General features: G+C 73.3%; 11 protein-coding genes. 5 read left to right on the plus strand and 6 right to left on the minus strand.

Annotation, left to right across the window (positions count from 1 at the left end):
* Positions 1–160 precede the first annotated feature (160 nt).
* From ABZ707_RS24445 to ABZ707_RS24460, 4 genes are read left to right on the plus strand one after another with little or no spacing between them, the layout of a single operon-like run.
* Positions 161–1,438: an MFS transporter gene (locus ABZ707_RS24445; protein ID WP_360178788.1), complete on the plus strand. Its 1,278-nt coding sequence runs from the start codon at positions 161–163 to the stop codon at positions 1,436–1,438.
* Positions 1,439–1,458: 20 nt separating this feature from the next.
* Positions 1,459–2,223, plus strand: a complete 765-nt coding sequence (locus tag ABZ707_RS24450) for a 5-oxoprolinase subunit PxpA (protein ID WP_360178791.1) — start codon at positions 1,459–1,461, stop codon at positions 2,221–2,223.
* Positions 2,220–2,837 carry an allophanate hydrolase subunit 1 gene (locus ABZ707_RS24455; RefSeq protein WP_360178794.1) on the plus strand — a complete coding sequence of 206 codons (618 nt, stop codon included), beginning with the start codon at positions 2,220–2,222 and terminating at the stop codon, positions 2,835–2,837. The genes ABZ707_RS24450 and ABZ707_RS24455 overlap by 4 nt, the downstream gene beginning before the upstream one ends.
* A complete protein-coding gene (locus ABZ707_RS24460; protein ID WP_360178797.1) occupies positions 2,834–3,700 on the plus strand; it encodes a biotin-dependent carboxyltransferase family protein in 867 nt (288 codons plus the stop codon). Before ABZ707_RS24455 ends, ABZ707_RS24460 begins: the two co-directional genes overlap by 4 nt.
* Positions 3,701–3,712: 12 nt before the next feature.
* On the opposite strand, the gene ABZ707_RS24465 is transcribed toward ABZ707_RS24460, so the two are convergent.
* From ABZ707_RS24465 to ABZ707_RS24490, 6 genes are all read right to left on the minus strand, one after another.
* Positions 3,713–7,312, minus strand: a complete 3,600-nt coding sequence (locus ABZ707_RS24465) for a hydantoinase B/oxoprolinase family protein (protein ID WP_360178800.1) — start codon at positions 7,310–7,312, stop codon at positions 3,713–3,715.
* A complete protein-coding gene (locus ABZ707_RS24470; RefSeq protein ID WP_360178803.1) occupies positions 7,309–8,325 on the minus strand; it encodes an SGNH/GDSL hydrolase family protein in 1,017 nt (338 codons plus the stop codon). Before ABZ707_RS24470 ends, ABZ707_RS24465 begins: the two co-directional genes overlap by 4 nt.
* On the minus strand, positions 8,322–9,488 hold the full coding sequence (locus ABZ707_RS24475; RefSeq protein WP_360178806.1) for a glycosyltransferase: 1,167 nt from the start codon (positions 9,486–9,488) through the stop codon (positions 8,322–8,324). Before ABZ707_RS24475 ends, ABZ707_RS24470 begins: the two co-directional genes overlap by 4 nt.
* Positions 9,485–10,603, minus strand: a complete 1,119-nt coding sequence (locus tag ABZ707_RS24480; protein WP_360178809.1) for a glycosyltransferase family 1 protein — start codon at positions 10,601–10,603, stop codon at positions 9,485–9,487. Before ABZ707_RS24480 ends, ABZ707_RS24475 begins: the two co-directional genes overlap by 4 nt.
* Before the next feature lie 209 nt (positions 10,604–10,812).
* Positions 10,813–12,231, minus strand: coding sequence for a HEAT repeat domain-containing protein (locus ABZ707_RS24485; RefSeq protein WP_360178812.1), 1,419 nt, complete (start codon positions 12,229–12,231; stop codon positions 10,813–10,815).
* 210 nt (positions 12,232–12,441) lie between these two features.
* Entirely contained in the window at positions 12,442–12,834 is a 393-nt protein-coding gene (locus tag ABZ707_RS24490; RefSeq protein ID WP_360178815.1) for an ankyrin repeat domain-containing protein, read from the minus strand.
* A 296-nt stretch (positions 12,835–13,130) separates the two neighbouring features.
* Here ABZ707_RS24490 and ABZ707_RS24495 point away from each other — a divergent pair, with 296 nt between their 5' ends.
* Positions 13,131–13,325, plus strand: coding sequence for a hypothetical protein (locus ABZ707_RS24495; protein ID WP_360178818.1), 195 nt, complete (start codon positions 13,131–13,133; stop codon positions 13,323–13,325).
* Positions 13,326–13,342 lie beyond the last annotated feature (17 nt).

Genomic DNA, 13,342 nt, shown 5'->3' on the forward strand with positions numbered 1-13,342 from the left:
TTGTTCTCAGCTCAACGCTCAGCTCACACCGCTCAGTTCAGTTCTCAGCTCAGCTCAGCTCTCGGGCCGTATCGGGCCGGTTGTTCTCCTTCCGGTTCCCGGGTCACGGTCTGCGCACGCTCTCCTCAGCGCACTCTCCCCCTCCCTCTGCGAGGTGCACATGAGCACCACCCGGGCACAGACCACCAAGGACGAACTCCCCGAGGACACCGGCGCGTTCGCCTGGCTCCGGGCGCTGGGGCCCCGGGGCCGCCGCGCCTTCGCCGGCGCGTTCGGCGGCTACGGCCTCGACTCCTACGACTTCTTCACGCTGCCGCTCGGCATGGTGGCGATCGCCGCGTACTTCAGCCTGGACAGCGGGCAGACGGGTCTGCTCACAACCGTCACGCTCGTCGTCTCCGCCGTGGGCGGCGCGATCGCCGGCGTCCTCGCCGACCGGATCGGCCGGGTGAAGGCCCTGATGATCACGGTGATCACCTATGCGGTCTTCACCGTATTGTGCGGTTTCGCACCCAACTACGAGACGCTGCTGCTGTTCCGGGCCCTCCAGGGCCTCGGTTTCGGCGGCGAGTGGGCGGTGGGCGCCATCCTGGTCGCCGAGTACGCCTCCGCCAAGCACCGGGGCCGTACGCTCGGCGCCGTCCAGAGCGCGTGGGCGGCCGGCTGGGCGCTCGCCGTGGTCGTCTACACGCTGGTCTTCCAGTTCCTCGACGCGGACACCGCGTGGCGCGTGATGTTCTGGACGGGCGCGCTGCCCGCCCTGCTGATCATCTATGTCCGCCGGAACGTCAGCGACGCCCCCGCGGCGGCGGCACAGCGCCGCGAGAGCCGCGAGAAGGGCTCGTTCACCGCCATCTTCCGCGGGAATCTGCTGCGCACCACGCTCTTCGCGACCCTGCTGTCCACCGGTGTCCAGGGCGGCTACTACACGCTCGCCACCTGGGTACCGACCTATCTCAAGACCGACCGGGGTCTCACCGTCGTCGGCACCGGCGGCTATCTGACCTTCCAGATCGCGGGTGCCTTCATCGGCTATCTCACCGGCGGCTATCTCACCGACCGGCTGGGCCGGAAGAAGAACGTCGCGATCTTCGCCGTGCTCTCCGCCGCCGCGATCCTGGCCTATGTCAACATCCCGGACACGGCCGACGGTCTGCTGCTCGTCCTCGGCTTCCCGCTGGGCTTCTGCATGTCGGCCATCTTCAGCGGCTTCGGCTCGTTCCTCAGTGAGCTGTATCCGACCGCCGTACGCGGCACGGGCCAGGGCTTCACGTACAACACCGGACGGGCCGTCGGCGCGCTCTTCCCCACCCTCGTCGGATTTCTGGCCGAAAGCTGGGGTGTGGGCGGCGCCCTGGTCTTCGGGGCCGTCGGCTACGGTCTCGCGGTACTCGCGCTGCTCGGCCTGCCCGAGACGCGCGGCCGGGAACTGCTCTGATCCGATCGGAAGGTGACTCCATGACCTGGGCGTCCATCGATCTCAACGCCGACCTCGGCGAGGGCTTCGGCCGCTGGCGGCTGACCGAGGACGAGCAGTTGCTCTCCGTCGTCACCAGCGCCAATGTGGCCTGCGGCTTCCACGCCGGGGACGCGGCCACCATGCGGCGGGTCTGCGCGTGGGCCGCCGAGCGGGGAGTGCGGATCGGCGCCCAGGTCTCGTACCGCGATCTGGCGGGCTTCGGCCGCCGCTCCATGGATGTGCCGTCGGACGAGCTGGCCGCCGAGATCGCCTACCAGATCGGCGCGCTGGAGGTGTTCGCCAGGGCGGCGGGCGCCCGGGTCGCCTATGTCAAGCCGCACGGCGCGCTCTACAACAGGGTCGTGCACGACGGGGAGCAGGCCGAGGCCGTCGTCGAGGGCGTCATGCTCAGCGGCGAACGGCTGCCGCTGCTCGGTCTGCCGGGCTCCGTCCTGCACGAGCGGGCGGAGAAGGCCGGACTGCCGGTCGTCACCGAGGCGTTCGCCGACCGGGCGTACACGGCGGCGGGCACACTGGTGCCGCGCGGCCAGGAGGGCGCGGTGATCACCGATCCGGCGGCCGTCGTGGAACGGTCCGTCTGTATGGCCCGGTTCGGCGTGGTGACCTCCCGGTGCGGACAGCCGGTCAATGTCCGGGCCCGCTCCCTCTGTCTGCACGGCGACACCCCCGGTGCCGTCGACCTGGCCCGCCGCGTCCGCGCCCAGCTCGAATCGGCCGGTGTCCGGGTGGAGGCCTTCGTATGAGGACGCTGCCCGTCGGCGACCGGGCCCTGCTGGTCGAACTGGCCGACGCCGACGAGACGGTGGCGCTCCACGCCGAGCTGCTGCGCCGCCGGGCCGCCGGGACGCTGCCGCCGGTCGGTGAGATCGTGCCCGCGGCCCGCACCGTGCTGATCGACGGCCTGGCCGATCCGGCCGGTTTCGCGGCGCGGCTGGCCGGCTGGGAGGCCGCCTCTCCGGGGGCGCGGGCGGCCGGCACGGTCGAACTGCCGGTGCGTTACGACGGCCCGGATCTGGCGGAGGTGGCGGCGCTGTGGGGAGTGCCGGCGCGCGAGGTCGCGCGGATCCACTCGGCGGTCGACTTCCGGGTGGCCTTCTGCGGGTTCGCACCCGGCTTCGGCTATCTCACCGGGCTGCCGCGGCGGTACGCCGTGCCCCGCAGGCCCACGCCGCGTACCGCCGTCCCGGTCGGCGCGGTCGGCCTCGCGGGCCCGTACACCGGGGTCTATCCGCGCTCCTCCCCGGGCGGCTGGCAGCTCATCGGGACGACGGACAGCGTCCTGTGGGACCCGGCGCGCGAGCCCGCCGCGCTGCTGGCGCCCGGCACACGGGTGCGGTTCACGGCGGCCGACCGATGACGGACGGGGCACTCACGGTCATCAGGGCCGGGGCGCTGACCACGGTGCAGGATCTGGGCAGGTACGGGCACGCGCACCTGGGCGTCCCGCGCTCCGGCGCCCTTGATCTGCCCACGCTGCGGCTGGTCAACCGGCTGGTGGGCAATCCGGAGGGCGCGGCCGTCCTGGAGACCACGCTCGACGGCTGTGCGGTACGGCCGCGCCGCGCGGTCACCGCGGTGGTCGCCGGGGCGCCGTGCCCCGTCTCCGTCGACGGCCGTCCGGCGCCCTGGGGCGCTCCGGTACACGTGCCCGCGGGCGCGGTGCTCGACATCGGGGCGGCGGTCTCCGGCGTCCGCGGCTATGTGGCGTTCGGCGGCGGGATCGCGGTGGCGCCGGTGCTGGGCAGCCGGTCCACGGACCTGCTGTCGGGTCTCGGCCCCGCGCCGCTGCGGGTCGGGACGGTACTGCCGCTCGGCCGTGCCCGGGGGCGGGCCGTACCGGCGGACGCCGTGCCGTTTCCGGCGCCGCCGGCGGAGCTGGTGCTGCGGGTGCGGTTCGGGCCGCGCGACGACTGGTTCACGGACGCGGCTCTGCGCACCCTGGTCACCCGTGTCTACCGGGTGTCGTCCGCGAGCAACCGCATCGGGCTGCGCACCGAGGGGCCGCCGCTGGAACGGGCCGTGACGGGTGAACTGCCCAGCGAGGGCCTGGTGACCGGGGCCGTGCAGGTGCCGCCGGACGGACTGCCGGTGGTGTTCCTGGCCGATCATCCGACGACCGGCGGCTATCCGGTGGTCGCGGTCGTCCGGGAGCGGGATCTCGCGGCGGCGGCGCAGGCGCCGCCGGGGACGCCGGTGCGCTTCTCGGCGGCGGGACGCTGAGCCGCCGGCGGATCAGCCCGGTGTTCCGTAGCCGCCTCCGCCCGGTGTCCGCATGATCAGCACATCGCCCGGTGCCACCTCCACCGAGTCGACGCCGCGCAGCGGTGTGACCGTGCCGTCCGCGCGCTCCACCTCGTTGCTGCCGAGCGCGCCGGGGCCGCCCCCGGCCATGCCGTACGGCGGGACCCTGCGGTGACCGCTGAGCAGGGTCACCGTCATCGGCTCCAGGAAGCGGATACGCCGGACGACCCCGTCGCCGCCCCGCCACCGCCCGGGGCCGCCGCTGCCCCTCCTGACCGCGAAGCTGTCGACCCGCACCGGGTAGCGCCACTCCAGCACTTCGGGGTCGGTGAGACGAGAGTTGGTCATATGGGTCTGGACGGCGTCCGCCCCGTCGAAGCCGTCGCCCGCGCCGGAGCCGCTCGCGACGGTCTCGTAGTACTGCACCCGGTCATTGCCGAAGGTGAGGTTGTTCATGGTGCCGGACCCCTCGGCCTGGACGCCGAGCGCCGCGTACAGCGCTCCGGTGACGGCCTGCGAGGTCTCCACATTGCCCGCGACGGTCGCCGCGGGATACACGGGCGCCAGCATCGAGCCCTCCGGTACGCGCACCTCCAGCGGCTCCAGACAGCCGCTGTTGAGCGGGATGTCGTCGGAGACAAGGGTCCTGAAGACATACAGGACGGCGGCCATGACCACCGACCTGGGCGCGTTGAAGTTGCCCGGGAGCTGCGCCGAGCTGCCGGTGAAGTCCAGGACCGCGCCGCGCGCCGCGCGGTCGACCCGGACGGCGACCTCGATCGCCGCTCCGCCGTCCGTCTCGTAGCGGTACCAGCCGTCGTGCAGCCCGGCGACGATCCGGCGTACGGACTCCTCCGCGTTGCGCCGCACATGGCCCATGTACGCCTGCACCACGTCGGTGCCGAACTGCCCGGCCATGCGCCGCAGTTCGGCGATGCCCTTCTCGTTCGCCGCGATCTGGGCGCGCAGATCGGCGAGATTGGTGTCCGGGTCGCGGGACGGGTGGCGGGCGGTGGTGAGCAGTTCCCGGGTCTCGGCCTCGCGGAACCGGCCGTCCCTGACCAGCAGCCAGTTGTCGAAGAGCACACCCTCCTCGTGGACGGTGGTGCTGAAGGCGGGCATGGAGCCGGGGGTGATCCCGCCGATCTCGGCGTGGTGGCCCCGCGAGGCCACCAGGAACTCCAGCCGCTCGCCGCGTTCGTCGAAGACGGGCGTCACCACGGTCACATCGGGCAGATGGGTGCCGCCGTGGTACGGGTCGTTGATGGCGTAGACGTCGCCGGGCCGCAGCTCGTCGTGGTCGCGCCGCAGCACTTCCTTGATGGACTCGCCCATCGACCCGAGGTGGACGGGGATGTGGGGCGCGTTGGCGATCAGATTGCCGTCGGCGTCGAAGAGCGCGCAGGAGAAGTCGAGGCGTTCCTTGATGTTGACGGAGTGGGCGGTGTTCTCCAGGCGCACGCCCATCTGCTCGGCGACGGCCATGAAGAGGTTGTTGAAGACCTCCAGGAGCACGGGATCGACATCGGTGCCGACCGCGACACGCGAGGGACGCGGCCGTACGCGGGTGAGCAGCAGATGTCCCCGCTCTCCCGGCACCGCCTGCCAGCCCGGCTCGACGACGGTCGTGGCGTCGGCCTCGGCGATCACGGCGGGCCCGGTCACGGTGTCGGAGGGCCCCAGATCCTCGCGTCGGTACAGCGGGGTGTCCTGCGCGCGGCCGTCGGAGAACACCCGCACGGTCGCGGCCGGGGCGGCGGGGGCGGTACGGCCGGACCGGACGGGCGGACGGGGGGCGTCCGGTCCCGAGACACCGACGGCTTCGACCGAGACGGCCGCCACGACCAGCGGCTTGTCCATGGTGAAGGCGTAGCGCGCGCGGTGCTCGGCCGTGAACGCGCCGGCCATGGCGGAGAGGTCCCCCAGGGCGACCGGCAGACTCGCGTCGGTACCGGCGTAGCGGAGCAGCACCCGCGCGCGCGTGGTGATCGCCGCGTCCGGGACGGAGTCGGCGCGCAGTTCGGCCCGGGTGCGCCGGGCGAGGGAGCCGCACAGCTCGCGCACCTCGGCGAGGGTCCGCTCGTCCAGCTCGGCCTCGACGGACTGTTCCCGCATGGCGGTGGCGTCGGCGAGCCCGATGCCGTACGCGGAGAGCACGCCGGCGAGCGGCGGCACGATCACGGTGTCGACCCCGAGGGCGTCGGCGACCGCGCAGGCGTGCTGGCCTCCGGCCCCGCCGAAACTGGTCAGCGCGTAGCGGGTGATGTCGCGTCCGCGCTGTACGGAGATCTTCTTGACGGCGTTCGCCATATTGAGGACGGCGATCTCCAGGAATCCCGCCGCGACCTCTTCCGGCGCACGCTCGACGCCGGTGGCCTCGCGGATCTCGGCGGCCAGTGCCGTGAAGCGTTCCCGTACGGTCCCGGCGTCCAGGGGCTGGTCGCCGTCCGGCCCGAACACCTCGGGGAAGTGGGCCGGCTGGACGCGGCCGAGCATCACATTGGCGTCGGTCACCGTGAGCGGACCGCCGCGCCGGTAGCAGGCCGGGCCCGGTTCCGCGCCCGCCGAGTCGGGGCCGACGCGGTAGCGCTGTCCGTCGAAGTGCAGGACGGACCCGCCGCCCGCCGCGACGGTGTGGATGTTCATCATGGGCGCGCGCATCCGGACGCCGGCCACCTGGGTGCCGAGTGCGCGCTCGAAGCCGCCCGCGTAGTGCGAGACATCGGTGGACGTGCCGCCCATGTCGAAACCGATGACGCGGGTGAAGCCCGCCTGCTCCGACGTACGGGCCATGCCGACCACACCACCGGCAGGTCCCGAGAGCACGGCGTCCTTGCCGCGGACATGGGCCGCCTCCCGGAGCCCGCCGTTGGACTGCATGAACATCAGCCGGACGTCCCGGAGTTCGGCGGCGATCTCGTCGACATAGCGGCGCAGGATCGGTGACAGATAGGCGTCGACGACGGTGGTGTCCCCGCGCGGCACAAGTTTGATCAGCGGGCTGACCTCGTGGGAGCAACTGATCTGCGTGAAGCCCGCCGCACGGGCGATGTCCGCGACGGCCCGCTCGTGCCCGGGGTGACGGTAGCCGTGCATCAGCACGACGGCGGCGCTCCGGAAGCCGTCCGCGCGCGCCGCGCGGAGCCGTTCGGTGACGGTGTCCGTGTCGAGCGGCCGTACGGTGGCGCCGTCGGCGCCGATCCGCTCCGGGACCTCGATGACCCGGTCGTACACCGCCTCGGGCAGCACGATACGGCGGTCGAACAGCCGGGGGCGGTTCTGGTAGGCGATCCGCAGGGCGTCCCCGAAGCCCTCGGTGATGAGCAGGACGGTCGGCTCCCCGCGCCGCTCCAGGAGCGCGTTGGTGGCGACGGTCGTGCCCATCTTGACGACGTCGATCCGGTCGGCGGGGACCGGGTCGTGCGGTCCGAGACCGAGCAGCAGCCGGATTCCGGCGACCGCCGCGTCCCGGTAGCGCTCGGGATCGTGCGAGAGCAGCTTTCTGGTGACGAGCTCTCCGTCGGGGCGCCTGCCCACCACGTCGGTGAAGGTGCCGCCCCGGTCGATCCAGAATTCCCAGCGCCCGGTCATTCCCCCATTCTCGCAAGCGGGGCGCCCGGGGAGAGGGCCGCGAGCGCACGGGACAGCGCGTGCTCGGCGTGGAGGTCGAGCCGGGCGCTGGTGCCCCGGGCCCCGTGCCGTACCTCGTCACCCGCCAGCCGCAGCAGCTCGGGCAGGAGATCCCGGCAGCGGCGCGCCACCCAGCCGGTGCCCGAGGTGGCGAGCCAGAGAAGTACCGCCGTCCGGGTGGGCGAGGGCTGGTCCGTCTCCAGGGCGGGCGGCGGGCCCGCCACAAGTCCGCGTGCGGCGAGCAGTTCGTGAAAGCGCAGGGCGATCGTCCGGTGGCCGCGCTCCCCGGGGTGCAGCCGGTCGGCGCTCCACAGGGAGCGGTCCGCGACCCAGGAGGCGTCCGCCATGTGCAGATGGACGGTGTCGTAGCGCGCGGACAGGGCGTGCACGACGGCGTTGACGGCGCGCTGACGGCGGGCGAGCGGCCGGGCCAGGGGCGCCGGCAGGCCCAGCATGCTGCCCGGGTCGGGCAGGCAGGCGGTCAGCAGGAGGGTGCCGTGCGCCGCGAGGACGCCGCAGATCCTGTCGAGGCGCTGGGCGAGGTCCTGGATGTCGAAGGCGCGGCGCAGGGTGTCGTTGACGCCGACGACGACGGAGGCGACACCGGGCGCGAACTCGACGGCGGCCGGGGCCTGGCGTTCCTCGACATCGCGGGTCAGGGCCCCGCTGACGGCGAAATTACGGAACACACCGGGCGCGTCGGGCCCTCCGATCCCGGCGCCGAGCAGCGCGGCCCAGCCGCGCCACCCGCCGTCCACCGGGTCGCCGACCCCGGCGGTGAGCGAGTCGCCGAGGGCGGCGTACCGCAGGGTCGGCGGCGGGGTGACGGCCGGGCCTGGCAGCACGGCGGGGAGCGGCGCGGGAAGGTCCCGCGCGCCCCGGGACACGGCTGCCGGGGCCCCGGGCGCCGGGATCCCGCCGCGCTCCGTACGGCCGCCCGGCACCGGTGTCCCGGTGGCGGGCCACGTCGTCATCTCGGGGCTCCTTCCGGGCGCGCGGGGGCCACGGCCTTCAGTGCCGGCGCGTCGTGGGCCGCCAGGAACGCGGCGACCGAGGTGTCCCAGCCGAACAGCTCCGCGCGGGTGCGGGCCGCGGTGCGGCGGTCCGTCTCCGGGCGGGACAGCAGGTCCTGGACCGCGTCGGCGAAGGCGACGGCGTTGTCGGCGGCCGCGGCCCCGGCGTCGCCGATCACCTCGGGCAGCGCCGAGGACGCGCTCGCCACGACGGGGGTGCCGCAGGCGAGCGCCTCCAGGGCCGACAGCCCGAAGGTCTCGGCGGGGCCCGGCGCCAGACAGATGTCGGCGGCGGCCTGCAGATCGGCCATCTCCTGCCGGTCGGCCACATGCCCGAGGAACAGCGCGGGCAGCCGCTGCGCACGGGCCCGGCGGGCCAGTCCGGCGCGCAGCGGACCCTCGCCGGCGACGACCAGCACGGCCCGGACACCCCGCGCCTGAAGCTCGGCCAGCGTGTCGAGAGCGATCCCCGGGCGCTTCTCCACCGAGAGCCGTGACCCGAGGACCAGCAGCACGTCCGCGCCACGCGCGTAGCGGGCGCGCAGAGCCTCGCTGCGGCGTTCGGGCGTGCACCGGGTCAGATCGACGCCCAGCGGGGCGCGCACCACATTGCGCGCGCCGATCCGGAGGAACTCGCGCTCCGACCACTCGGTGGTGCACACGATCCGCGAATACGCCCAGGCACTGCGCAGATTGATCCGGTCGGCCGTCCGTCCCGCCGCGACGGCGGGCACGCCCCAGGTGCGCAGCACTCCGTCGGCCGTCTCGTGCGAGACCATCATGGAGGGGACCCGGTGGCGCCGTGCCCACTCCCCCGTCCAGCGCAGCGTGGTCCGGTCGGAGACTTCGAGCCGGTCGGGGCCGATCGATTCGAGCACCTCGCGCAGCCGCCGCCGCGCGGTCAGCACCCGGTATCCGCCGGTGCCGGGCAGCACCGGGCCGGGCAGGGTGATCACCCGTCCCTGTTCGGTGTCCTCGTCGGTCTCCCGGTCGCCGGGGACGATCAGCACGGGCCGGTGGCCGGCCGCGAGATAGCCGCTGCCGAGTTCCCGCAGGGCGGTGCGGAGTCCTCCGGAGGCCGGGGTGACGAAGTTGGCGAGCCGTACGATCCGCAGGGCGCTCACGCGACCACCGCCGTGCGCGCGCCGAGGACCTCGGCGTAGTGGCCGAGGAGCTGATCGCCGACCGCGGCCCAGGTCCTGCCCTCGACCGTGGCCCGGCCGACCCGTCCGTAGGCCGCGCGGAGCGCGGGGGCGAAGGCGAGTTCCCGTACCGCCTCGGTGACGGCTCCGGCGTCGTGCGGGGTCACCAGCAGTCCGGTACGTCCGTGGTCGACGAGGTCGAGCGGTCCGCCGGCGGCGGGCGCGACGACCGGTACGCCGCTGGCCATGGCCTCCTGCACCGTCTGGCAGAAGGTCTCGTACGGGCCGGTGTGCGCGAACACGTCGAACGAGGCGAAGACCCGGGCCAGTTCGTCCCCGGTGGTACGGCCCAGGAACACCGCGCCGGGCAGCGCGGCGCGCAGCGAGGTCTCGCTGGGGCCGTCGCCCACGATCACGACCCGGACGCCGGGCAGTTCGCAGACGCCGGAGAGGAGTTCGACATGCTTCTCGGGCGCCAGCCGGCCGACGTATCCGACGATCAGCTCTCCGTTGGGGGCGAGCCGCCTGCGCAGCGCCTCGTCGCGCAGTTCCGGCCGGAACCGGTCGGTGTCCACGCCTCGCTGCCAGAGCCGCACCCGCGGGATGCCGTGCTCCGCCAGGTCGCGGACGGCGGCGCTGGACGGCGCGAGCGTGCGGTCGGCCGCGGTGTGCACGGCGCGTATCCGGCGCCAGGCCGCGGCCTCGCCCGCGCCGACATAGGTACGCGCGTAGCCCGCCAGGTCGGTCTGGTAGACGGCGACGGCGGGCACACCGAGGCGGGCGGCGGCCGTCATGCCCCGCACGCCGAGGACGAAGGGCCCGGCGAGATGGACGAGATCAGCGTGGTGCGCGGCAATCGTCGCCGCCACCCGCCGACTCGGCAGCGCCACCCGCACCTGCGGATAGCCGGGCAGCGGCAGGGAGGGCACGCGCACCACGGGGCACGGTGCGTCGGTCTCGGCATCGGCGGCGACCGCCGGGGCGATGACGAGCGGATCATGACCGCGGGCGGCGAGGTGCCGGGCGGTCTGCAGGGCGCAGTGGGCTACGCCGTTCACATCTGGCGGAAAGGACTCGGTGACGATGACGACACGCATATCCGTGTTGTCGTCCTGCCGAACGTGTCCCTGCCAACGTGGATCTTTCCGCGTGGGAAACGTCCCATGAGCATTGGGATCAGGGGCGTCCCGAGCAGGCGGCAAAGGTACAAAGGCTGCGCGGGCGCCCTCCCGGAGGCGCTCCGGGCGGCCTCCCGGTCAGGCCGGGGCGGTCCGCGCGGCGGCGGCGCCCCGTCTCGTACCGCGCCTCATGCCGCTCCGGTGTCCGGACCGATCCGGCTGCGTACGGCGGTCTGCACCTCGGCCTCCTCGGCCGGGTCCGCGGCCAGCCGCCGCAGCCGTTCCGCCACCCGCGCGTCGGCGGTCTCGGCGTGCCTCGCCGCGATCTCCCGGGTGGTCTCCTCGCAGTCCCACAGGCACTCCACGGCGAATCCGGTGGCGTAGGAGGGATCGGTGGCGGCGAGCGCGCGGGCCGTACGGCCGCGCAGTTGCGAGGAGGCGGTCTCCCGGTAGACATGGCGCAGCACGGGAGCCGCGCAGACGATGCCGAGGCGCCCCGCGCCGTCAACGAGGGTCCACAGCGGCGGGGCGTCGGGGCCCTGGGCCCGCACCGTCTCGCGCAGCGCGCCGAGCACGAGATCGGTGTCCCGGGTGCCGCCACGGGTGGCGAGCACGCCCGCCGCGGACGCTCCGAGGGCGTCCGGCCGGTGCACCCAGCCCCGGGCCCGGTCGACGGCCTCGTCCCCGCACATCCGCTCGAAGGCGGAGACGGCGGCGTCGGCGACCGTACGGTCCGGGCTGAGCGCGGCGTCCTCGATCAGATCGAGGACGACGGGATCGCGGGCCTCGGCGAGATAGTGGAGTGCCGCGCAGCGGGCGCCGTCGGGGCCGCCCCGGGCGGCCTCGACGATCATGGGCCGGTCCTCGGGCCCCGCCACGGCGGTGAGACAGCGGGCGGCGGGGACATGCAGCGCGGTGCCGCGTTCGAGGGCCTGTTGCGCCCAGTCGAAGACGGCCCGCACGCTCCAGCCGGGACGGGGGCCGCTCGGCCGGAGCTGGCGCTGCCAGCGGTCGAAGGAGCCCTGTTCACCGGCGGCCCGGATCCGGGCGCCGACCGCGTCGCGCGGATCGTCGGCCCAGAGCCGCCAGGGCCGGGGCTCGAAGGCGTCCCGTACGGCGGACGCCAGGTCGGCGTCGCCCTCCGGGGAGGCGGGGAACCGGGCGAGGACCGGCGCGGCGAGCGCGCGCAGCCCCTGGTCGTCGTCGCGCAGGGCGAGCTCGTCCAGGGCCCAGGCCCAGTTGGACCCCGTCGCCGCGTAACGCCGGAGCAGTTCCAGCGCGTCGCGCCTGCCGTACGAGGCGAGATGCCCGAGCACGGCGAGCGCGAGCCCGGTCCTGGACTCCTCGGTGTCGAAGCGGTCCTCGGCGCCGAAGAGATGGTGGTCGACGGCGTCGAGGCCGCCGTGGAGATCCAGATACAGGCGTGCGTAGTACAGCGAACGGTTCTCGACCTGCCAGTCGTGGCGCGGGTCGTTCAGTACGCAGTGGTTGAGGGCGGCGAGCGCCTCCGCGCGGGGCGCGGCGAGCGCGTGCAGCGTGCCGTCGCCGCGGCCCCTCTGCAGCAGGCCGAGCAGAGTGCCGCTCGGCGCTATGACTGGATCGAACATGGGAAAAGCCTCACATCAAGCTGTCGACGCGACCGGGGGTTGTGGATGCCGGGCGCACAGCCCTAGGCCTCGCGGCAACATGTTCGGCCGACCGTCGTCTTCCGCTTGGCGCAGACCATCTTCCCTGCCTCTCGTCGGTGGCCCCCTACGGGCCCGACGTCATGATGACCCAGCCATTTCGCCACCGCGACCACATTTACGGCGTCTGTCTCACTGGGCTCCGAACAGTTCCAGGAGGTCCGACTTCCCAAACATCCGCGCGGTATCCACGGCGGAGGGGGTCCCTCCGGCCGGATCCGCGCCGCCGGCCAGCAGGGCCCGGATCACCGCGTCCTCACCCTTGAACACCGCGCCGGCGAGCGGGGTCTGCCCGCGGTCGTTGACCCGGTCCGCGTCGGCGCCACGGGCCAGCAGTGCCTCCACCGTCGGGGCGTGGCCGTGATAAGCGGCGAGCATCAGCAGCGAGTCGCCTCTCTCATTGCTGAGATCGGGGGACACACCGGCGTCCACGTACGCGGCGAGCGCCTCGGCCTCGCCGCTCCGGGCCAGACCAAAGATCTTCGTCGCCAGCGCGATCACCTCCGGGTCCGGGGCTTCGCTCATCGGTGGACCACCTTTCACGCCGTTGACCTGGCACGTACGACAACGACGCCGTACGAGTGAATCGACAGAGTACTGCGCGGGTGCCGGCCGGGCCCGGGCTCACCCGCCGAGAGGATCATCGCGGGCGCCCCGCGTGGCCCGGCGGCGGCCGGTCCGCCCTCCGAACGGCTCTTCAGCCTGGGCCAGCACAGTGAAATACCTGAGATTTCACTCATTCACACCTTTTGTCGCATAGATACTTTCGGTGATCCTGGAAGGACTCATGGTGACTGTCCCCCTCTACCAGGAGAACTCTCATGATTCTGTCCATGTCAGGTGTCGTACTGCTCGGAGTGATCGTCTTTCTCTTCTTCAGGAAGGACGGCCTCAAGGCCTCGCACATGATGGTGTGCGCGCTCTTCGGCTTCTATCTGGCGGGCACCGCCATCGCCCCCAGCATCTCGGCCGGCGGCGAGAGCCTCGCCGGTCTCCTGGGCGGGATCAAGTTCTGACGTCCGCCCATCCCTTC

The sequence above is a fragment of the Streptomyces sp. NPDC006923 genome (assembly GCF_040635655.1).
Taxonomy (GTDB): domain Bacteria; phylum Actinomycetota; class Actinomycetes; order Streptomycetales; family Streptomycetaceae; genus Streptomyces.

Excerpts from the sequence above, each read along its gene's own strand:
- ABZ707_RS24465 (WP_360178800.1), bottom strand. The coding sequence starts at position 7,312 with ATGACCGGGCGCTGGGAATTCTGGATCGACCGGGGCGGCACCTTCACC.
- ABZ707_RS24455 (WP_360178794.1), top strand. The coding sequence starts at position 2,220 with ATGAGGACGCTGCCCGTCGGCGACCGGGCCCTGCTGGTCGAACTGGCC.
- ABZ707_RS24490 (WP_360178815.1), bottom strand. The coding sequence starts at position 12,834 with ATGAGCGAAGCCCCGGACCCGGAGGTGATCGCGCTGGCGACGAAGATC.
- ABZ707_RS24480 (WP_360178809.1), bottom strand. The coding sequence starts at position 10,603 with ATGCGTGTCGTCATCGTCACCGAGTCCTTTCCGCCAGATGTGAACGGC.
- ABZ707_RS24485 (WP_360178812.1), bottom strand. The coding sequence starts at position 12,231 with ATGTTCGATCCAGTCATAGCGCCGAGCGGCACTCTGCTCGGCCTGCTG.
- ABZ707_RS24470 (WP_360178803.1), bottom strand. The coding sequence starts at position 8,325 with ATGACGACGTGGCCCGCCACCGGGACACCGGTGCCGGGCGGCCGTACG.
- ABZ707_RS24445 (WP_360178788.1), top strand. The coding sequence starts at position 161 with ATGAGCACCACCCGGGCACAGACCACCAAGGACGAACTCCCCGAGGAC.
- ABZ707_RS24450 (WP_360178791.1), top strand. The coding sequence starts at position 1,459 with ATGACCTGGGCGTCCATCGATCTCAACGCCGACCTCGGCGAGGGCTTC.
- ABZ707_RS24460 (WP_360178797.1), top strand. The coding sequence starts at position 2,834 with ATGACGGACGGGGCACTCACGGTCATCAGGGCCGGGGCGCTGACCACG.
- ABZ707_RS24495 (WP_360178818.1), top strand. The coding sequence starts at position 13,131 with ATGATTCTGTCCATGTCAGGTGTCGTACTGCTCGGAGTGATCGTCTTT.